Source organism: Kribbella catacumbae DSM 19601 (assembly GCF_000372465.1).
GTDB classification, from domain to species: Bacteria; Actinomycetota; Actinomycetes; order Propionibacteriales; family Kribbellaceae; genus Kribbella; species Kribbella catacumbae.
In genome coordinates, this window is the sequence record NZ_AQUZ01000029.1 from 77,028 (window position 1) to 96,794 (window position 19,767).

Here is a 19,767-nt window from a genome sequence, read left to right on the forward strand (position 1 = left end):
CCGGATACCGGCTGAGCACGCTCACGAGCGGACTACACTGACCTCATGGGTAGCGAGAAAGCCGGGGGGCTGTGGAAGCGCGCCTTCCGGGGCTTGGCCGGCGACCGGGATCAGCAGGACGCCGCGGTGCTCCAGGACTTCGCGCACGACTGTGGCGCGCGGTCCATCACCGGTTGTCACGACCGGGAGATGGTGACGCTGTACGGCACGCTGCGCACGATCACGTTCAGCCCGCGCGGCGGCGTACCGGCGTTGGAGGGTGAGCTGTACGACGGCACCGGCACGGTCAAGCTGGTCTGGCTGGGCCGGCGCAAGATCGCCGGCATCCACCCCGGATCGGAAATGATCGCATCCGGGCGGATCGGTGTCGTGGACGGTGACCGGGTGATGTTCAACCCGCGCTACGAACTCCGTCCGACGGCCGCGCATGGCTGAGCCGCAGGGCACCCACCGCGACCAGCTCGACGAGGACCTGAACGAGAAGCTCGTCGAGATCCTGAAACCCGAGGTCGAGGCGGCCGGGACGGTACCGCCCGCCGACGACTCGACGGCCGAGTCCACCGAGGCACAGTCCGCTGAGGACGGCCCGGCCAAGCCGGAAGCGACCACGGACAAGGACTTCTTCCACGCCCTCGGCGGCTGGGGCGCACTGCTCGACATCGGGCTGCCCTGGATCGCGTTCATGATCGTCTACGCGGCCTCCGACCACAACCTCAAGCTCGCCTTGATCGTCGCGGTCGCGTGTGGTGCCGCGGTCGCGCTGCTCCGGCTGGTCCGCAAGCAGCCCCTGCGCAACGTGATCGGCGGCTTCATCGGCGTGGCCTTCTCCGCCTGGGTCGCGAACCGCAGCGGCAAGGCCGAGAACGTCTACCTGCCCGGCATGATCCTCAGCGGCGTCTACCTGACGATCTACGGCCTCTCGATCGTCGTCCGCTGGCCGCTGTTCGGTGCCATCTACGGCCTGATCACCCAAACCGGCGCGGCCTGGCGCCGCGACCCGGACATGTACCGAGGCTTCAACCGGGCCACCCTGGTCTTCGCCGGCCTCTTCGCGGTCCGGCTGGTGATCCAGATCCCGCTCTACCTCACCGAGCAACTGAATGCCCTGGGCATCGCCAAGATCGGCCTCGGCCTCCCGCTCTACGCCCTGGCCCTCTGGCTGTCCTACTCCGTACTCCGAGGCTCCCTGCCCGACGACAAGTGGGACGAAACCCGAGACCACGTCACCGGGCTGCTCCGCGCCGGCGGCAAGAAGTAACAGCTCCTCGCAGCGCCGATCGCAGGGAACTGCTGTCCGCTTCGTAGCGTCGAATGGCCCTCGGTAGGGGAACAATCGGGGCCGTCCTGGAGACGCCGCGGAGCGAGGAGATGGTGTGGATTCCACTGGAGTGATCATCCTGGTGCTGGCGGCGGTCGCGATCGGCATCGGTCTGGTCGTGATGGTGCGACGGGAGCGGTACGTCCGGTCGTTGCGGGACCGCGGCTGGGCCTTTGAGACCAGCCCGACGTTCGATGCCGTCGCGCGGCTCAGCAACCCGCCGTTCGGCCTCGGCTTCCGCCGGGATCCGGACGACCAGATCAGCGGCCAGACCTCGGGCAGGTCGTTCCAGGTGATCGAGTACGGCGCCGAGAACTGGAAGGGCTGGGTCGGGATGGTCACCCTGTCTCGCCGGCTCCCGGAACTGTGGATCATGGCAGGGCAGGCACGGCCGCGGTACGGCGTACGCGCGGCCAAGGTGGCAGCTCCGGCGCAGCTGGGAGCGGGCTGGCAGATCGGCGCGCTCGACCCGGCGTACGCCGCGGAGGTTCTGACCCCGCAGGTCTGCGAGCGGCTCAACGCGATGGCCGCGGTACACCCCGATCTGAACCTCGGTATCGACGGTGACCAACTGGTCGTGCTGGATCCGCCGCGCAAGGACGCCGAGCTCCTCGCCCCCTGGCTGGAGCAGCTTGCCACCGTCGCCGCGGCGATCGACGCTACCGAGCTGGACCGTTGGATCCAGTCCGAGCCGCCGGCGCGGCTGAGGTTCTACCATCACCCGGACTGGCACTGGGTCGGCGAAGACGACAGCCTGCTGGACACGACTCCGGCAAAGCGGTCTGGCTATGACCACGCCACCAAGGACGTGATCCGGGGTCGTGACGGCGACGGGCCGCCCTTCGTCGCGTTCGTGCACGAGTGGAAGACGAGCCGGACCGAGCGCTACACCGACAGCGAGGGCCGCAGCCAGACCCGGACCGTGGTCGAGGAACACAACGAGACGATCCTCGGCTTCCAGTTGCCGGCCCGGATGCCGGAACTCAAGGTCGGGCTCCGCGGGATCGGCCGCGGTATCAGCTTCGAGAGCGGCGCCTTCAACGACCAGTTCGCAGTACACGCGGCGGACACCAAGTATGCGTACGACGTGATCCACCCGCGCCAGATGGAGTACCTGATGGCAAACCCACCGGCGACCTTCGAGTTCGTCGACGACTGGGCCTGGTTCGAGGTCGACGTCCACAGCCAGGAAGTGATCGGCGCCAACTCCCACTTCCTCCGCGGCTTCCTGGCCCGCATCCCCCGCTTCACCTGGCGCAACCTCGGCCTCCAGGACTCGCCCTACCCACCCATCGACCTGGAACCAGCCCGCGGGGCGTAGTACCGGACTTCTCTGTCGCCGCAGTGGCGACGGAGAAGCCGCGGCTAGGCGTGAGGGCGACGGCGGAGTCACTTGCGGTGGTGTGGGGAGAGCATGTCTTCGAGTTGTTCTTCGGTTTCGTCGGCGGCGACGAAGAGTAGTTCGTCGTTGAGCTCGAGGGTGCCTTCCGGGTCGGGGCGCAGGACGCGGCCTTCCCGGATGATCGTTACCAGGGCGGTGTCGATCGGCCAGTCGATGTCGCCTACTCGCAGGCCGATCATCGGGGAGTCCTCGGGCAGGGTCAGTTCGACGAGGTTGGCGTCGCCCTGGCGGAAGGTGAACAGCCGGACCAGATCGCCGACCGACACGGCCTCTTCCACCAACGCCGACATGATCCGCGGCGTGGACACCGCTACGTCCACACCCCAGGCCTCGTTGAACATCCACTCGTTGCGTGGATGGTTGACCCGGGCAACGGTCCGCGGTACGCCGAACTCGGTCTTGGCCAGCAGGGAAACGACCAGGTTGGTCTTGTCGTCACCGGTGCTCGCGATCGCCACCTGGCAGCGCTGCAGGGCAGCCTCTTCCAGGGACGACAGTTCGCAGGCGTCAGCGAGTAGCCACTCGGCTCGCGGTACGGACTCGGCCTTGATCGCCCGGGGGTCCTTGTCGATCAGCAGGACCTCGTGGCCGTTCTCCAGCAGCTCCGCAGCGATCGATCGTCCGACGTTGCCCGCGCCGGCGATGGCTACCCGCATCACAGCTCCTCAGGTTTGGCGCCTAGTTGGGACTCGATCGCCGCGGCTTCGCGCTCCAGCATGATGACGTGCACCAGGTCGCCTTCCTGGATCACCGTGTCGGGCTTGGGCATCACGCCCTCGCCGAGCCGGGTAAGGAACGCGACCTTCGCGCCGGTGGCCTTCTCGATGTCCATCGCGAGCCGGCCGACCCAGCCGGAGTTCACGTGTACTTCGGCCAGCCGGACCGTGCCGGACGGGTCGCGCCACTCGGGCTCCGAACCGCTCGGCAGCAACCGCCGGATCATCTGATCGACGGTCCACTTCACCGTGCCGACGGTGGGGATGCCGAGCCGCTGGTAGACCTCGGCGCGGCCCGGGTCGTAGATCCGGGCGACGACGTTCTCGACGCCGAAGTTCTCCCGGGCGACGCGCGCGGCCAAGATGTTGGAGTTGTCGCCGTTCGAGACGGCCGCGAACGCCTCGGCTTCCTCGATCCCGGCCTCGGTCAGCACCTCGCGGTCGAAGCCCATCCCGGTGATGGTGCGGCCGGAGTAGTTGGCGCTCAGCCGGCGGAAGGCGTCGGCGGACTGGTCGATGATCGCGACCGTGTGGCCGCGCTTCTCCAGTGTCCGGGCCAGCGTCGACCCGACGCGGCCGCAGCCCATGATGACGACGTGCACTCCGTGATCACTCCTCGCCCCCGTTGGGGCCACTGGCATCGGTCTCGGCAGGGATAGACGCTACACCTGACCGCGGCTCCCTCTAACATCACCGTTGTGACTCCCGCGCTAGGCGACATCGGCAAACGCATCCTCATCGGACGCAAGCTCCGAAGCACACAGCTGGGGGAGACCCTGCTACCGAAGCGGATCGCCCTGCCGGTCTTCGCCAGCGACGCCCTGTCATCGGTCGCCTACGCCCCGGACGAGATCTTCCTGACCCTGTCGATCGCCGGCCTGACCGCGGTGGCGTTCTCCTGGAAGGTCGCGATCGTGGTCGCGGTCGTCCTGCTGGTGGTGGTGCTGTCCTACCGGCAGAACGTTCACGCCTATCCCTCCGGCGGTGGTGACTACGAGGTCGCCACTGTGAACCTCGGCCCGACCGCCGGTCTGACCGTGGCCAGCGCGCTGCTGGTGGACTACGTGCTGACCGTGGCGGTGTCGATCTCGTCGGCGGCGCAGTACGCCGCCTCGGCCATCCCTGCGCTGGAAGGACGCCAGGCGGAGGTGGCCGTGGTCGCAGTGCTCTTCCTGACCACGATGAATCTGCGTGGGGTCCGCGAGTCGGGTACGGCCTTCGCGATCCCGACGTACGTATTCATGGTGACCATCCTGGGGATGGCCGCCTGGGGCTTCGGCCGGCTGCTGTTCGGTCAGCTGCCCCAGGCGTCGAGCGCCGGCTTCGACATCGCGCCGGAAGAGCAGTTCACGCACGGCATCGGCGGGCTGGCGATGGCCTTCCTGGTACTGCGTGCCTTCTCCTCCGGTTGCGCCGCACTGACCGGGGTCGAGGCGATCAGCAACGGCGTACCGGCGTTCAGGAAGCCCAAGAGCAAGAACGCCGCGACCACGCTGCTGTTGCTCGGCACCATCTCGATCGCGATGGTGATCAGCGTGGTCACGCTGGCGAACGTGATGAAGGTCCGGTTCGCCGAGGATCCCGCGAAGCAGCTGATCCGCGACGGTGTCCCGGTGGGCGAGGGCTATCACCAGGATCCGATCATCGGCCAGTTGGCCAAGGGCATCTTCGACCACTTCTCGCCCGGTTTCTACCTGGTCGCCGCCGCCACCGGCGTGATCCTGGTACTGGCGGCGAACACGGCCTTCAACGGCTTCCCGGTGCTCGGCTCGATCCTTGCCCGCGACGGCTTCCTGCCGCGCCAGCTGCACACCCGTGGCGACCGCCTGGCGTTCAGCAACGGCATCGTCATCCTGGCCGGTTTCGCGATCGTGCTGATCGTCGCCTTCAACGCCGAGGTCACCAAACTGATCCAGCTGTACATCGTCGGGGTGTTCGTGTCGTTCACGATCAGCCAGACCGGAATGATCCGGCACTGGACCCGGCTGCTGCGGTCCGAGCAGGATCCCGCGAAGAGGCGCAGGATGCAGCGTTCGCGGGTCATCAACAGTGTCGGCCTGTCCTTCACGGGTACCGTCCTGATCGTCGTCCTGCTGACCAAGTTCCTGCTCGGTGCCTACATCGCGATCATCGCGATGGCGGTGTTGTTCGTGATGATGAGGGGAATCAAGCGGCACTACGACGCCGTCGGCAAGCAGATGGCAGCAGAGGGTGACGAGCAGCTGATGCTGCCGTCGCGGGTCCACTCGATCGTGCTGGTCTCCAAGCTCCACAAGCCGACCCTGCGGGCGCTGGCCTTCGCGAAAGCGGCCCGGCCGCACACGCTCGAGGCAGTCACCGTCGACGTCGACCGGGACGAGTCGGAGGCGCTGCAGGCCGAGTGGGACCGCCGAGCCATCCCTGTGCCCCTCAAGCGCCTTGCGTCGCCGTACCGGGAGATCACTCGCCCGATCGTGCAGTACGTTCGTGATATCCGGCGGCAGTCGCCGCGTGACGTTGTGATGGTTTACATCCCCGAGTACGTCGTCGGGCACTGGTGGGAGCACATCCTGCACAACCAGAGCGCACTACGGCTCAAGGGCCGGCTCTTGTTCACACCTGGTGTGATGGTTACGTCCGTTCCTTACCAGCTGATCTCGTCCCAGGCAGCTGAGGAGCGGCAGGACCGTGTTGAACGCGTAGCCGGCCAAGTACGGCGCGGCGCGCGCAAGAGTTCAGGAGACCGGTGACGGCTGAGCAGATCGTCGGGACGCTACTGGAGCTTGAGGTGGGGCCGGTAGCTCACGGCGGGCACTGTGTCGCGCGCTACGAGGGCCAAGTGGTATTCGTCCGGCACGCGCTCCCAGGGGAGCTGGTGCACGCCCGCGTGACCGAGCAGAACGCCAAGTACCTCCGTGCGGACGCAGTACAGGTCCTCACGCCCTCACCGCAGCGGATCGAACCGCCTTGCCCGTACGCCGGGCCAGGCCGGTGCGGCGGCTGCGACTTCCAGCACGCCAACATCGTCGAGCAGCGGCGACTGAAGGCCACGGTGGTGTCGGACACGCTGCGGCGGATCGGCGGCATCGAGCGGAACATCGTGATGGAGTCGCCCGGCGACGACGGCCTCGGTTGGCGGACCCGGATGCGGTACGCCGTCGTCGACGGCCGGCCCGGCATGTACGCGCACCGGTCGCACGACCTGATCCAGATCGACAAGTGCCTGATCGCGCACCCGGACGCGCCGGACGTACTGCACGAGCAGTGGCCGGACGCCTCCTCGGTGAAGGCGGTGGTGTCGTCGGAGGGCAAGACGGCCGTGCTGACCGATGACAACGCCGGTGGACGAGTAGTGGAGGTTGTCCGGGGCCGACGGTTCCGGGTGGAGGCCGATGGGTTCTGGCAGGCTCACCCGGCTGCTCCCGAGATGCTTGTGGACGCAGTACTGGCTGGGCTGGAGCCGCGAGACGGCGAGACGGCGCTTGACCTGTACTCCGGGGTGGGGCTGTTCGCTGCCTTCCTGGCCGAGGCGGGGTGCGCAGTACTGGCTGTAGAGGGCAGTAAGGCCGCGGTGAAGAACGCCCGGCGGAACCTGCACGACCTGCCGGCTGTGACTCTTGAGGCGGGTGACGTCGCCAAGGTGCTCAACAACGCGGCCGGGCAGGGGTTGGAGTCCGTCGACCTGGTCGTACTGGACCCGCCTCGGACGGGCGCGGGGCAGGACGTCGTACGGCGTATCGCGGCGCTCTCGCCGCGGCGGATCGCGTACGTCGCGTGCGACCCGGCAGCGCTGGCGCGGGACCTGAAGACCTTCGGGGGACTCGGGTACGGCGTGAGCTCGTTGCGGGCATTCGATTTGTTCGGGATGACGCATCACATAGAGTGCGTGGCTGTGCTCGAACCGCGACCTGCCTAGCGTTCTGCTTGGTGCCCTGGGTTGGTGGTTTGCGCTTCAGCTCCGGCGCCCAGGCACGCACCTCGCGGCACTGGCGAAACGTCCACGATGCTCCGCATCGAGGACGCTCCTCCAGCACCGCGATGCACGCACCTGAACACCGGAGCTGAAGCGCAAACCACCAACTCAGGGCACCAGCTGTCGGCGGTCTCGGGTAGCGTGCTGGCTTGGAATCGCTGGACTGGTACTGAGCAGGAGACCCGATGCCGCTCGTCGACTTGGACGACCCGGAGGAGTTGCGCGCCCGCTGGAGCGCGCTCGCCGCCGTCGCCCATGCCACCGGGTTCGACCGGCGCTGGTACGCCGACGAGAACGGCTGGTACCACCAGGACGAGACCGGTAGCGACCTGCGGATGGTCCGGCTCGAGGGTGGTCGGGCGGTGCTGTTCGGGTTCCACACCCAGCAGACGCAGACGGCTCAGGCCGACCTGCTTGCGGGCGCGCCGGACTGGATCGGGCAGCCGGAGGTCAAGCGCCGGATTGCGGCTGGTGATCTCGGCTTCGTCTACGGCAGCTTCAACGGGACATGGGCGCGGGCGTCGTACCCGGGCGATCCGTGGCAGCCGCTGGACGACGGCTTCCTCCCGATCGGCGAGTGGATCACCTCCGACGAGGAAGCCGCCCGCGAGATGATCGAGTGGGCGGCCGAGTGGGCCGACTACCTGGGCGGGCTGGATGAGTTGCTCCCTGTGGGCGTCCGGCTGATCCGCACGGCGGCGACTACAGGCATCACACCGGAGTCGCTGCTGGAGCTGTTTGATCGGTTGGGGATTGGTCCGCATTCTCCGCAGCAGCCGGACCTCCGCGCGGCTTTGTCTGCCGTCACCCAGTTCGAGCCCGGCAGCACACCTGCGGGCCCGCCAGCCAACCAGCACGGCGAAGCGCCGGCAGTTGGTGGGTACGGCGAAGCGCCGGCAGTTGGTGGGTACGGCGAAGCGCCGGCAGTTGGTGGGTACGGCGAAGTACCTGCAGTTGGTGGGTACGGCGAAGTACCTGCAGGCGGTGGGTATGGCGAAGCGCCTGCGAGCGGTGGGTATGGCGAAGCGCCGGGGGCGACCGGTGCGCAGTCGGTCGGCGGGTACGCCGCGCCGCCGGCGGCACCGGCAGTTGGTGGTTATGGCGGGGCGCCCGCAGGCGGTGGGTACGCCGATGCACCAGCGGCCGGCGGGTTTGCCGCGCGATCGGCGGTACCGGCAGCCGGTGGTTACGGCGAGGCGCCTGTGGGCGGTGGGTACTCCGGAGGGCCTGCGGGGGCTTCGGTGGGGGGTTCTGGCGCTGTTGCGGGTCGGGGTGGGGAGTTCTCGGCGGAGCAGGGCGCGGGCGGTTACGTGGGTGATGACGACTCGGAGGATGAGGAGTCCGTCGTTGTGCCGCCGGGGATCAGTCCGTTCACCGGGCAGCCGATCGGGGACGAGGCCGGCCTGGTCATCGGCGGGAGCGAGCCCTTCACGCCCGAACCGCCCTTCAGCCCCGAACCGCCGTTCCGCCCCGACTCGCCCTTCGCCCCCGACCCGCCGTACACACCGGAGCCGTACACCCCCGAGCCCGACCCAGAACCGCCGTACCAGCCCGAGGACGCGGGCCCGCATCAGGACCAGTACGGAGTAGTCGCGAAGAAGCCGCGCCTCTTCCGCCGACGCAAGCACGACGACCCCGAGCCCGCAGCTCAGCCACCCAGCGCTCACCCCGGAGCACACAGCTCTCACGCGGGAGCTCCGGCACCCGGCCCGCACCCTGGGGCTCAGTCACCCAGCTCTCATCCTGGAGTTCCGGCACCTAGCTCGCACACTGGAGCTCCGCCACCTGGCGCTCACCCCGGAGTTCCGACACCTAGCTCGCACACTGGAGCTCCGCCACCTGGCGCTCACCCTGGAGCTCCGCCGGCGCCTCAACCGCCCGCGGGTACGCCGTACGCCGCGCCCGCCCAGCCCGAAGCGTCTGCTCCGGCGATGGGACGTCCGCTGCCGTCATCCGAGCCGCCGCGAGTTGGCGGGCCGGTGGACGACGGGGAGGACTTCTACGCGAGCCTGTTCGCCGATGCACCGGCGGCGGCGACGTACGTGCCAGACGTCATCCGCAACGTTCCCGCCGAGCCGGACGGCTGGTCACCCGATGACGCGACCAGCGAGTTCACAGCCTTCGCCGACGACACGGCCGCAGTCGAGCCGGTGCCCCCCGTCTCCGCCTCTGACGACACCGGCGTCATCGACCCGATCCCCGCCACCGAGGACACACCCCCCGAGCCGGTCGAGGCAGTCGCACACCCCGAGGCAGCAGCAGAGCCTGCCCCAGCCCGGGGCCCCGACCCAGCCACTGGCTACGACCCAGCCACTGGCTACGACCCAGCCACTGGCTTTGACCCAGCCAGAAGGTTCGAGCCAGCTGCGGAGTCTGAGGCAGCCAGAAGGTTCGAGCCGACCAGAAGGTCCGAGCCGGCCGCAGGGTTTGAGGCGGCTGGAGAGTTCGATCGAGCTGGAGAGTTCGAGCGAGCGGCGGAGCTTGAGGCGGCTGGAGAGTTCGATCGAGCCGCCGAGTTTGAGGCTGCCGGAGGCTTGGAGCCTGGCGCCGAGCTTGAGGCAGCCGAAGGGTTGGAGCCGGCCGGAGACTCCGGGGCAGCTGCGGAGCTCGAGGCGGCCCGAGACCTCGGGGCAGCCACACGGCTTGATGCAGCCCGAGAGCGTGGGGCTGCTGCAGAAGCCAAGGAAGCCAGAGAGGTTGAGGCCGGCGCCGGCGCCGGGGCTCAGGCCGAGGCAGTCGCCGAGCCGGAGCCCGCACCCCAACCCATTGCGCGGGTGGACCGTGAGTGGGTCGGCGGCGCCTGGATCAACGGCGTGTGGGTAGAGGACGTCGCCGCCTACCTCGCAGCCCAGAACGCAGCCGGCCCAGCCAGCCCCGCTCCAGCGGAAACCCAGCCCACCGAAGCCCTGACCCCCACACACCCCGACGAAGAGCCACCCACAGAAGAACGCTTCCTCGACCTCACCGAGTTCGAGCAGTCAGTCGAGGAGCCTCCGACCGAGGAGCGCGTGCTCGACCTCGCCGAGTTCGAGCAGACACCCGAGCAGCCCGCATCCGCGGGTCGCGTGCTCAGCGGGCCCGAGCAGCCCGTCGAGGAGCCTCCCACCGAGGAACCCGTTCGCGGTGTCGCCGAGTACGCGCAGTCTGTCGAGGAGCCTCCGACCGAGGAGCGCGTGCCCGACCTCGCCGAGTTCGAGGAGACACCCGAGCAGCCCGCATCCGAGAGTCGCGTTCTCAGCGGGCCCGAGCAACTCGTCGAGGAGCCTCCCACCGAGGAACCCGTTCGCGGTGTCGCCGAGTACGCGCAGTCTGTCGAGGAGCCTCCGACTGAAGAGCGGGTGCTCGACCTCGCGGAGTTCGAGGGATCGGTCGGGCAGTCTCCGGCTGGGGAGCGCGTTCGCGGTGTCGCCGAGTACGGGCGGCCTGTCGAGGAGCCTCCGACCGAAGAGCGTGTGCTTGGGCTTGGGCTTGGGCTGTTTGACGGGCCAGCGGAGGAGTCGCTCGCAGGGGAGCGGGCGGTTGAGGAGGCTGTTGGCGTAGCGGCGGCGGATAAGCGAGCGGGCGCAGTACCGGTTGAGGAGCCGGTCGCCGAGGAGTGGCGGGTAGCCGAGGAGGTGCCGGGCGCTGAGTGGTCGGGCGCTGAGGTGCCGGGGGTTGAGCAGCAGGTTGAGTCTGCTGCCGTGGAGCCTGAGCCTCAAGTTGAGGATGAGGCTCCGACGGCTGAGATTGCTGCGATCACGGAGCAGGATCCTGAGGACGAGTACTACGCAAGCAGCAGTTCGCCGTTCGCCCCGCAAGCTCGCGATCTGCCGCCGAACGGCTTCAGCAGTCTCGAACCGATGGGCGACGTCGACTACCGATTCGGCGACGAAGCGTTCCACGGGGGGAACTTTCACGACGAAATCATCGGCGGCGCCGACTGGACCGCCGACCAGCTGGGCGAGCCCCGGGTAGTCGACGAGCCGCAGACTCCGCACGTCGCCGAATCGGCCGATCAACTAGCTCAAGCTGATGTCGAGGTCGACACCCCCGAGCGACCCGAAGCACCGGCCGCGAACCTCGAAGCAACCCCGGACAACAACCGCGTCCCATCGGACTCGAGGCTCGAAGCACCGGACAACAACCTCGTCCCACCGGACCCGATGCTCGAGGCGCCGGCCAACAATCTCGTCGTACCAGACGAGAAACTCACAGCTCCCGACGAGAAGCTAGTAGCACCGGACGAGAAGCTCGTCGTGCCCGACGCCGGCGGTGGCGCCGTCGCCATCCCCGGGCTCGGTGTCGTCGGCGGCGACGGACCTCGGGTCGAGCCGCCGCCCGGGTCCATCGAGGAAGCCATGCGGTCCGAGGTCGAGCGCCCCCGCCCTCGCCCCAAGGAGTCCGCAGCCCTCAAGGCCCTCCGCGACTGGTGCCGGGCGCGTACCAAGATCGTGCCGTCCGGGTTCACCATCCAGGTGCAGGTGCTCGATCCGTCGGCGCCGAGCTACCGGTTCGATCTCGAGCCGCCGGAGGTCGACGACCCGCAGTACGGGGCCGAAATGCTCAGCGAGCTGCTCGGTGAGCTGTGGATCGCGGAGTCGCAGGGAGAGCAGGGCGGCTGGTTGTTCGCGCGGATCGACGCGGCCGGCCGGACGTTGCGGATCGACCGCTGGTATGACCGGGTGCCCGACTGGTGGGACAACCCGATCGAGGCGCGACTCGACGTGCACGGGCTGGTCCGCCGGCTGAACGACCGCGGCCCGGACTATCAGCCGACATATCTGGAGAAGCTGTACACCAGCGCGAGATAGCGTTGCCGGCATGTTGCTCAGGATCTTCACCGAACCCCAGCAAGGTGCCTCGTACGACGATTTGCTGGCGGTCGCCCGCAAGACGGAGGAGTGCGGTTTCGACGCCTTCTTCCGTTCGGACCACTACCTCGCGATGGGCGATGGGGACGGCCTCCCGGGCCCTACCGACTCGTGGATCACCCTCGCCGGTCTGGCCCGCGAAACGAGTCGCATCAAGCTCGGCACCCTGGTCAGCTCGGCCACCTTCCGCAGCCCCGGCGTGCTCGCGATCTCGGTGGCGCAGGTCGACCAGATGAGCGGCGGCCGCGTGGAACTCGGTCTCGGCGCGGGCTGGTACGAAGCGGAGCACGCGGCGTACGGGCTCGACTTCCCGGACACGCCCGGTCGATTCGATCTGCTGACCGAGCAGCTCGAGCTGATCACCGGGCTGTGGGACACGCCGGTGGGGGAGAAGTACAGCTTCGACGGCGAGCACTACCAGCTGACGGATTCCCCGGCGCTGCCGAAGCCGGTGCAGCAGCCGCACCCGCCGATCATCGTGGGTGGCGCCGGCCAGAAGCGGACGCCCGCCCTCGCCGCGAAGTACGCAGCCGAGTTCAACGCCGGTTTCAAGTCCATCGAGGACACCGCGGTGCTGTTCGCCAGAGTCCGCGCGGCCTGCGAGGCAGCCGGCCGAGCTCCCGAAACCCTGGCGCTCTCCACCGCGCACTGCGTCGTCGTCGGCAAGGACGATGCCGAGGTAAAACGCCGCGCCGCCACCATCGGCCGCACCCCCGACAACCCCCAGGGCGCGATCATCGGCACCCCGGCCCAAGTCGTCGACCACCTTGGCCACCTCGCAACCGCCGGCTCCCAACGCCAGTACGTCCAGATCATGGATCTGGCCGACCTGGACCACCTCGACCTAATCGCCTCAGACGTCCTTCCCCAGGTCGCCTAGCGAGTTATTCCGAGTTAGATTCCCTAAGTCGGAATAACTCCGACGATATTCCGACTTAGGGCGGTGCGATGGCATCAGGAGAGGCGGATTGGCCGGCGCACGTGCCCGAGACGCGGCCCTGGCGGCAGACCCATCGCGGCGGGACGATCGAGGACCGCACGCTGAGCGAAGTACTCACCATGCGGCCGCCGCTGATCGCGCAGGTGGATCTTCAGGTGACTCCAGCGGTGAGCGTCGCGACGGAGACCTGTATCCGAGAGGTCGCCGCACTCGATCACATGCCCGGCGCCGATCTCAAGGCGCTGGAGACGCTCCTCTTGCGGACCGAGTCGGTCGCCTCCTCGAAGATCGAGCGGATCGAGGCGACGGTGGACGACTTCGCGAGGGCGCTGCATGGGACCCGGTCGAACGCGTCGGCGACGTCCATGGTCGCGGCCGCCGAAGCACTGGTAGCCATGATCAACTCCGTCGAGGGCGGGGCGGATCTCGAGGTCGAGCATCTCCTGATGGCGCATCAGGCCTTGATGGCCGACGATGCGCACGAGCGTGCTGACGCGGGCCGTTTCCGTGACCTGCAGAACTGGATCGGCGGCAGCGACTATTCTCCGCGAATCGCGTGGTTCGTGCCGCCCGCAGCCGAGACGGTCTCCGGCTATCTGGAAGACCTGGTCGCTTTCGCCAACCGCACTGACCTGCCGATTCTCGCGCAGGCCGCCGTGGTCCATGCCCAGTTCGAGTCGATCCACCCGTTCACCGACGGCAACGGCCGGATCGGACGCGCGCTCATCAACGCCGTACTGCGTCGCCGCGGCGCCACGCGGCACGTGGTGGTGCCAGTCGCGTCGGCCCTGGTGGCCCGGCGCGACGAGTACTTCGGACTCCTCACCCAGTACCGCGAGGGCCGGATCGAGCCACTCATCCTGGCGTTCTCGACGGCCGCGACGGTCGCGGCGAGGGAGTCGCAGGTGACTGCTCGCAGGATCGCGGAGATGCCCGAGGTCTGGCAGTTGGCCGTCGGCGCTCGCCGCGGCAGTGCGGCGTCGCGGCTGCTGGACGGGCTCGCCGCCGCGCCGGTGTTTTCTGCCGACGACGCTGTGCAGACGGTCGGAGGTCCGGTGAGCAGCGTCTACTCCGCCATCGAGAAGTTGCTCGACGCCGGCGTGATCCGTCCGCTCACCAGGCGCACCCGCAATCAGGTGTGGGGCGCGTCCGACGTACTCGACGAACTGGAGGCGCTCGGGGCGCGGATCGCGGCCACTGCCGCGACGGAACGAACTGCTTCAGAGTGACGCGATGGACGGCGGCTGCCCGGTTGTCGGCTCGCTGGCCTGCTGTGGAGCCTGTTGCGATTTGGCTCGGCAGCGGCCGATTGTGTTCCGACCGACAGGAAGTAGTCGACCGTTCGGCCGCGCGCCACGCTCACGCAGGCGGCGGCCGGCCGCAGAACCGGCACTACTTCCTGTCGGTCGGGACACAACGCGAACCCACCCAGTACTCCGATGCCGAGCAGTCCGGCGGCGGCGCCGGTCAGCTGGGCACGGGCTGCTCTGGACAACATCGCCGAGATCAGGTCTTGAGCTCGTCGGTGATCCAGGCGCTGCCGAACTGAAGCCGGTTCGGGGGAGCGGAAGTGGCTCGATGTCGTGTATCTTGATGTCGAGAGAGTTTGTGGGGCCGGAGGTTAGGGGAGCCTGACCTGATGGTGGTGTCGCGGACTCGGCAGGATGGTGTCAGCGGAACAGGACCGGATAGAGGAGCAGGTTGATGGCCAGCGTCGACAGCTTCGGTGCCAAGGGTGCACTCGAGGTCAACGGACAGTCGTACGAGATCTTCAGGTTGGCGGGTATCGAGGGCGCTCGGACGCTGCCGTACTCGCTCAAGGTGCTCCTCGAGAACCTGCTGCGCACCGAGGACGGCGCGAACATCACCGCCGAGCACATCACCAAGCTCGGTGGCTGGGACGCGAACGCGGCGCCCGACACCGAGATCCAGTTCACCCCGGCGCGGGTGATCATGCAGGACTTCACCGGTGTGCCGTGTGTCGTCGACCTGGCCACCATGCGCGAGGCCGTCGCCGAGCTCGGTGGCGACCCGGCCAAGATCAACCCGCTGGCCCCGGCCGAGCTGGTCATCGACCACTCGGTGATCACCGACGTCTTCGGCCGGCCGGACGCGTTCGAGCGCAACGTCGAGTTCGAGTACCAGCGCAACGGCGAGCGGTACCAGTTCCTGCGCTGGGGCCAGACCGCGTTCGACGACTTCAAGGTCGTCCCGCCAGGCACCGGCATCGTGCACCAGGTGAACATCGAGCACCTCGCGCGCACCGTGATGGTCCGCGACGGGGTGGCGTACCCCGACACCTGCGTCGGCACCGACAGCCACACCACGATGGTGAACGGTCTCGGCGTGCTCGGCTGGGGCGTCGGCGGTATCGAGGCCGAGGCGGCCATGCTCGGCCAGCCGGTGTCGATGCTGATCCCGAAGGTCGTCGGCTTCAAGCTGACCGGCTCGGTGCCGCCCGGCGCCACCGCGACCGACGTGGTCCTCACCATCACCCAGCAGTTGCGCAAGCACGGTGTCGTCGGCAAATTCGTCGAGTTCTACGGCGAGGGCGTCGCGGCCGTGCCGCTGGCCAACCGCGCCACCATCGGCAACATGAGCCCGGAGTTCGGCTCCACCTGTGCGATCTTCCCGATCGACGATGTCACCCTGGAGTACCTGCGGCTCACCGGCCGCCCGGACGCCGATGTCGCGCTCGTCGAGGCCTACGCGAAAGAGCAGGGCATGTGGCACGACGTGTCCGTCGAGCCGCGCTTCTCGGAGTACCTCGAGCTGGACCTGTCCACCGTCGTCCCGTCGATCGCCGGCCCGAAGCGGCCGCAGGACCGGGTCTCGCTGAGCGAGTCGAAGGAGGCCTTCCGCGGCGCGCTCACCGACTACGCCATCGAAGAGCTGGACGTCGACCCGTCGGAGACCGGCAGCTTCCCGGCCAGCGACGCACCGAACGGCCACGGCAACGTCAACGACGAACCGCACGTGCCGCACGGTGCGAACGGCCGGCCGTCGAAGAAGACCAAGATCACCCTGAACGGCGCGGAGACCGAGCTCGACCACGGCCACGTCGTGATCGCCAGCATCACCTCCTGCACCAACACCTCGAACCCGTCGGTCATGCTCGCCGCCGCGCTGCTCGCGAAGAACGCGGTGGACAAGGGCCTGAGCAGCAAGCCGTGGGTGAAGACGTCGCTCGCGCCGGGCTCGAAGGTCGTCACCGACTACTACGAGAAGGCCGGCGTCACGCCGTACCTGGAGAAGCTCGGCTTCCACCTCGTCGGGTACGGCTGCACCACCTGCATCGGCAACTCGGGCCCGCTGCCCGAGGAAGTTTCGGCCGGTGTCCAGGAAGCCGATCTGGCCGTGGTGTCGGTGCTGTCCGGCAACCGCAACTTCGAGGGCCGGATCAACCCGGACGTGAAGATGAACTACCTCGCGTCGCCGCCGCTGGTGATCGCCTACGCGCTGGCCGGCACGATGGACTTCGACTTCGAGACCGATGCCCTGGGCAAGGACACCGACGGTAACGACGTGTTCCTGAAGGACATCTGGCCGGCGGCCGACGAGGTCGAGAAGGTGATCGCCTCCTCGATCAGCAAGGAGATGTTCACCAAGGACTACGCCGACGTCTTCGCCGGTGACGAGCGCTGGCAGTCGCTGCCGACGCCCGAGGGCAAGACCTTCGACTGGGATCCCGACTCGACGTACGTGCGCAAGCCCCCGTACTTCGACCGCATGGCCAAGGAGCCGTCGCCGGTCACCGACATCGCCGGCGCCCGGGTGCTCGCGAAGCTCGGCGACTCGGTCACCACCGACCACATCTCCCCGGCCGGTTCGATCAAGGCCGACAGCCCCGCCGGTGAGTACCTGGCCGGCCACGGCGTGGACCGCAAGGACTTCAACTCGTACGGCTCGCGCCGGGGCAACCACGAGGTGATGATCCGGGGCACCTTCGCCAACATCCGGCTGCGCAACCAGATCGCACCCGGCACCGAGGGCGGCTTCACCCGCGACTACACCTTGGACGACGCGCCCGTCACGTCGATCTACGCGGCCGCGGAATCGTACGCCGAAGCCGGTACGCCGCTGGTCATCCTGGCCGGCAAGGAGTATGGCTCGGGCTCATCGCGCGACTGGGCCGCGAAGGGTACGGCGCTGCTCGGCGCGAAGGCAGTCATCACCGAGTCCTTCGAGCGCATCCACCGGTCGAACCTGATCGGCATGGGCGTCCTGCCGCTGCAGTACCCGGAAGGTGAGAACGCGGAGTCCCTCGGCCTGACCGGCGAGGAGACCTTCGACATCACCGGCGTCACCGCGCTCAACGACGGCGAGGTGCCGCGCACGGTGCACGTCAAGGTCACCGGCACCGACGGCTCGGTCAAGGAGTTCGACGCCGTCGTCCGGATCGACACCCCCGGCGAGGCCGACTACTACCGCAACGGCGGCATCCTGCAGTACGTACTGCGCTCGCTGATCACCAACTGAAGTATCCAGCACTTGGACTAGACGGGGGAGGCCGGTTCAGCCGCATGGATGTGCACATCCTGCTGCTGGCCGGCCTCTTCATCGTGCTGGCCGCCCTGGTGCAAGGGATGCTCGGGCTCGGCCTCGCGCTGATCGCGGCACCCGTGGTCGCCTCGCTTGATCCCACCCTGATGCCAGGCGGCATGCTGGTGCTCGGCATGGTCTTGCCGATGATGACGCTCCTCCACGAATGGCGGCACGTCTCCTTACGGCAGGCCGGCTTGCTGACCGTGGCGCGGTTGGTGACCACCCCGCTCGGCGTGCTGATCCTCGCGTGGCTGCCGGCTTCGGCGATCGGGATCGTGGTCGGCTCGGTGGTGCTGGTGGCGATCCTGCTGACGTCGTGGCGCTTCGAAGTACGGCCGACGACGCGGAATCTGCTGATCGCCGGGGGAGTGGCCGGCGTGTCGGCGACGGCCGCGTCGATCGGTGGGCCGCCCGCGGTGGTGGTGTTGCAGCATGAGCACGGCTCGCGGCTGCGGGCGACGCTGGCCGCGTTCTTCTTCGTCGGCTCACTGGTTTCGCTCGGGGCGCTAGCCATCGGTGGCGAGCTGACCCAGCGTCAGTTGACGTACGGCGCGCTCTGGATTCCGGCGATCGTGATCGGGTTCGGCTTGGCCGTGCCGCTGCAGAAACGGTTCAAGGGTCCCCGGCTGCGGAGCGCAGTACTGGTGCTGGCCGCGGCCTCTTCCCTGGTTGCCATTCTGCGGGGCGTGTTCTGAGCTGTTCATCGGGGAGGTTGCTCTTCGTCATACAGTCCTGGTTAGCTGATACCGCTCAGGCGATTGGCCGGGCTCATTTCCGGGGGGAAATTGTGCGGTACTCAGTGCTGTTGCTTGCGGGGGTCCTGCTGGTCGCGGGGTGCGCGGCCGAGGAGCCGACCACCTATGGCCCGACTGTCGCCGGGCCGACGAAGAAACCCAAAACCTCCGCGCCCGCGCCTGAATCGACTCTTCCAGAGGTGGAGAAGCCGGTCGAACGGGTCACCGGCGGTCCGTTGTGCTCGCGGTTCAGCACGGCGGAGATCAGTCGTCAGCTCGGCCTGGAGGTCCGCAAGGTAGTCGTCAGCAAGAACGGCCCGTACTCCGTCTGCACCTGGCGGACCGTGAAGGCCGTGGAGGGCGAAGGTGTCGTCACCATCACCCGCGGCGACGGCAGCCTGTACTCCGCCTTCCAGCAGCAGGTCGTCGCGGAGGCGAAGTCGAAGAAGGCTCGTGGGCGCAAGGAGCTCGAGGGCGTAGGAGATGTCGGCTTCGCGATCGGCGCGTCGGTGAGCGGCATCCCGAACTGGTACGCCGGGGTGGAGCAGGGCGGCGTCTTGACCGGGGTGCGGCTGTCCGGCGCCGGCAGCAAGGCGAGTGTCGGCACGATCAAGGCGTTCATGATCGAGGTTCTTGCTCGCGGCTGAAAACTGTCGGTGGGGTGGGCTTTACTGGCTGGCATGGCGGTCCAGGAGCGCGAGCATCCCCGTGAGGTGATCCTTGCCGCCTGCGCGGAGTACGGCGAGGACGTGGTGATCGACTGGTGCGTCGCGTTCCTGACCGGGGAGATCTCGGGGGAGGACGCCTATGGCGCGGACCTGCCGAAGCTGGCGGCGATCACGGGCTCGGCGAATCCTGGCGGATGGGATCAGCCGGTCGATCCGATCAACTACTACTGGACCAGGGTGTGGGCAGCGCGGGCGTTCCTCTACATCTGGCGTGACGATGTCGTCGACGCTCTCCTGGTGGTCGCCGACGATCCAGCCTGGCGGGTTCGCGAGCACGTTGCCCGGATCGCGGCTCAACGCGAGCTTGGGCAGTTGGTCGATGCATTCATGCCGATGCTCGATCACGAGCTGCCCCGCGTGCGTGCCGCCGCAGTACGGGCGGTGGGTGCGGCGGGGGAGTTTGAGCACGTCGAGGCGGTGGAGGGGCTGCGAGACGACCCGGACAACGCCGTACGGGTGGCGGTCGAGCGGGCCCTCGAGCGACTCGCCAAGCGGCTGGACCGGGAGGTTGGCTGACGGCCGGCCGAGCGGTGCATCCGGCAGGGGCCGGGGCGGCACCGGTAGTAGGCGCCGCCCCGGCTG

At 68.3% G+C, this 19,767-nt stretch carries 14 protein-coding genes; 12 read left to right on the forward strand and 2 right to left on the reverse strand.

Annotated features, from left to right (window positions below; genetic code table 11):
• The first annotated feature begins 45 nt into the window (after positions 1 to 45).
• From A3ES_RS0127140 to A3ES_RS0127150, 3 genes are all read left to right on the forward strand, one after another.
• A complete protein-coding gene (locus A3ES_RS0127140) occupies positions 46 to 435 on the forward strand; it encodes an OB-fold nucleic acid binding domain-containing protein (RefSeq protein WP_020389992.1) in 390 nt (129 codons plus the stop codon).
• Complete coding sequence (locus A3ES_RS48645) at positions 428 to 1,258, forward strand: DUF3159 domain-containing protein (RefSeq protein WP_020389993.1); 831 nt, start codon at positions 428 to 430, stop codon at positions 1,256 to 1,258. The genes A3ES_RS0127140 and A3ES_RS48645 overlap by 8 nt, the downstream gene beginning before the upstream one ends.
• Positions 1,259 to 1,373: 115 nt before the next feature.
• The gene (locus A3ES_RS0127150) at positions 1,374 to 2,639 is read left to right on the forward strand and encodes a hypothetical protein (protein ID WP_026163239.1); all 1,266 of its coding nucleotides are present in this window, start codon (positions 1,374 to 1,376) and stop codon (positions 2,637 to 2,639) included.
• A 68-nt stretch (positions 2,640 to 2,707) separates the two neighbouring features.
• Here the strand turns inward: A3ES_RS0127150 and A3ES_RS0127155 are convergent, their stop codons facing one another.
• Both A3ES_RS0127155 and A3ES_RS0127160 read right to left on the reverse strand, forming a co-directional pair.
• The gene (locus tag A3ES_RS0127155; protein WP_020389995.1) at positions 2,708 to 3,376 is read right to left on the reverse strand and encodes a potassium channel family protein; all 669 of its coding nucleotides are present in this window, start codon (positions 3,374 to 3,376) and stop codon (positions 2,708 to 2,710) included.
• Positions 3,376 to 4,038 carry a potassium channel family protein gene (locus A3ES_RS0127160; RefSeq protein ID WP_020389996.1) on the reverse strand — a complete coding sequence of 221 codons (663 nt, stop codon included), beginning with the start codon at positions 4,036 to 4,038 and terminating at the stop codon, positions 3,376 to 3,378. The genes A3ES_RS0127155 and A3ES_RS0127160 overlap by 1 nt, the downstream gene beginning before the upstream one ends.
• 96 nt (positions 4,039 to 4,134) lie before the next feature.
• Here A3ES_RS0127160 and A3ES_RS0127165 point away from each other — a divergent pair, with 96 nt between their 5' ends.
• The 9 genes from A3ES_RS0127165 (at position 4,135) to A3ES_RS0127210 (ending at position 19,701) form a co-directional block, all read left to right on the forward strand.
• Positions 4,135 to 6,165: an APC family permease gene (locus A3ES_RS0127165; protein ID WP_020389997.1), complete on the forward strand. Its 2,031-nt coding sequence runs from the start codon at positions 4,135 to 4,137 to the stop codon at positions 6,163 to 6,165.
• Complete coding sequence (locus A3ES_RS0127170) at positions 6,162 to 7,331, forward strand: class I SAM-dependent RNA methyltransferase (RefSeq protein WP_020389998.1); 1,170 nt, start codon at positions 6,162 to 6,164, stop codon at positions 7,329 to 7,331. The genes A3ES_RS0127165 and A3ES_RS0127170 overlap by 4 nt, the downstream gene beginning before the upstream one ends.
• A gap of 242 nt (positions 7,332 to 7,573) precedes the next feature.
• Positions 7,574 to 12,178, forward strand: a complete 4,605-nt coding sequence (locus A3ES_RS0127175) for a hypothetical protein (protein WP_026163240.1) — start codon at positions 7,574 to 7,576, stop codon at positions 12,176 to 12,178.
• Positions 12,179 to 12,188: 10 nt separating this feature from the next.
• Positions 12,189 to 13,118 (forward strand): LLM class F420-dependent oxidoreductase, encoded by a 930-nt coding sequence (locus tag A3ES_RS0127180; RefSeq protein ID WP_020389999.1) that lies wholly within the window; start codon positions 12,189 to 12,191, stop codon positions 13,116 to 13,118.
• 68 nt (positions 13,119 to 13,186) lie between these two features.
• Entirely contained in the window at positions 13,187 to 14,407 is a 1,221-nt protein-coding gene (locus A3ES_RS48650) for a Fic family protein (protein WP_040455705.1), read from the forward strand.
• Positions 14,408 to 14,882: 475 nt separating this feature from the next.
• Positions 14,883 to 17,657, forward strand: a complete 2,775-nt coding sequence (gene acnA, locus A3ES_RS0127195; protein ID WP_020390002.1) for an aconitate hydratase AcnA — start codon at positions 14,883 to 14,885, stop codon at positions 17,655 to 17,657.
• 44 nt (positions 17,658 to 17,701) lie between these two features.
• Positions 17,702 to 18,418 carry a sulfite exporter TauE/SafE family protein gene (locus tag A3ES_RS0127200; RefSeq protein WP_020390003.1) on the forward strand — a complete coding sequence of 239 codons (717 nt, stop codon included), beginning with the start codon at positions 17,702 to 17,704 and terminating at the stop codon, positions 18,416 to 18,418.
• 92 nt (positions 18,419 to 18,510) lie between these two features.
• Positions 18,511 to 19,104 carry a hypothetical protein gene (locus A3ES_RS0127205; RefSeq protein WP_020390004.1) on the forward strand — a complete coding sequence of 198 codons (594 nt, stop codon included), beginning with the start codon at positions 18,511 to 18,513 and terminating at the stop codon, positions 19,102 to 19,104.
• 33 nt (positions 19,105 to 19,137) lie between these two features.
• Positions 19,138 to 19,701, forward strand: coding sequence for a HEAT repeat domain-containing protein (locus A3ES_RS0127210; protein ID WP_020390005.1), 564 nt, complete (start codon positions 19,138 to 19,140; stop codon positions 19,699 to 19,701).
• Positions 19,702 to 19,767: the final 66 nt, after the last annotated feature.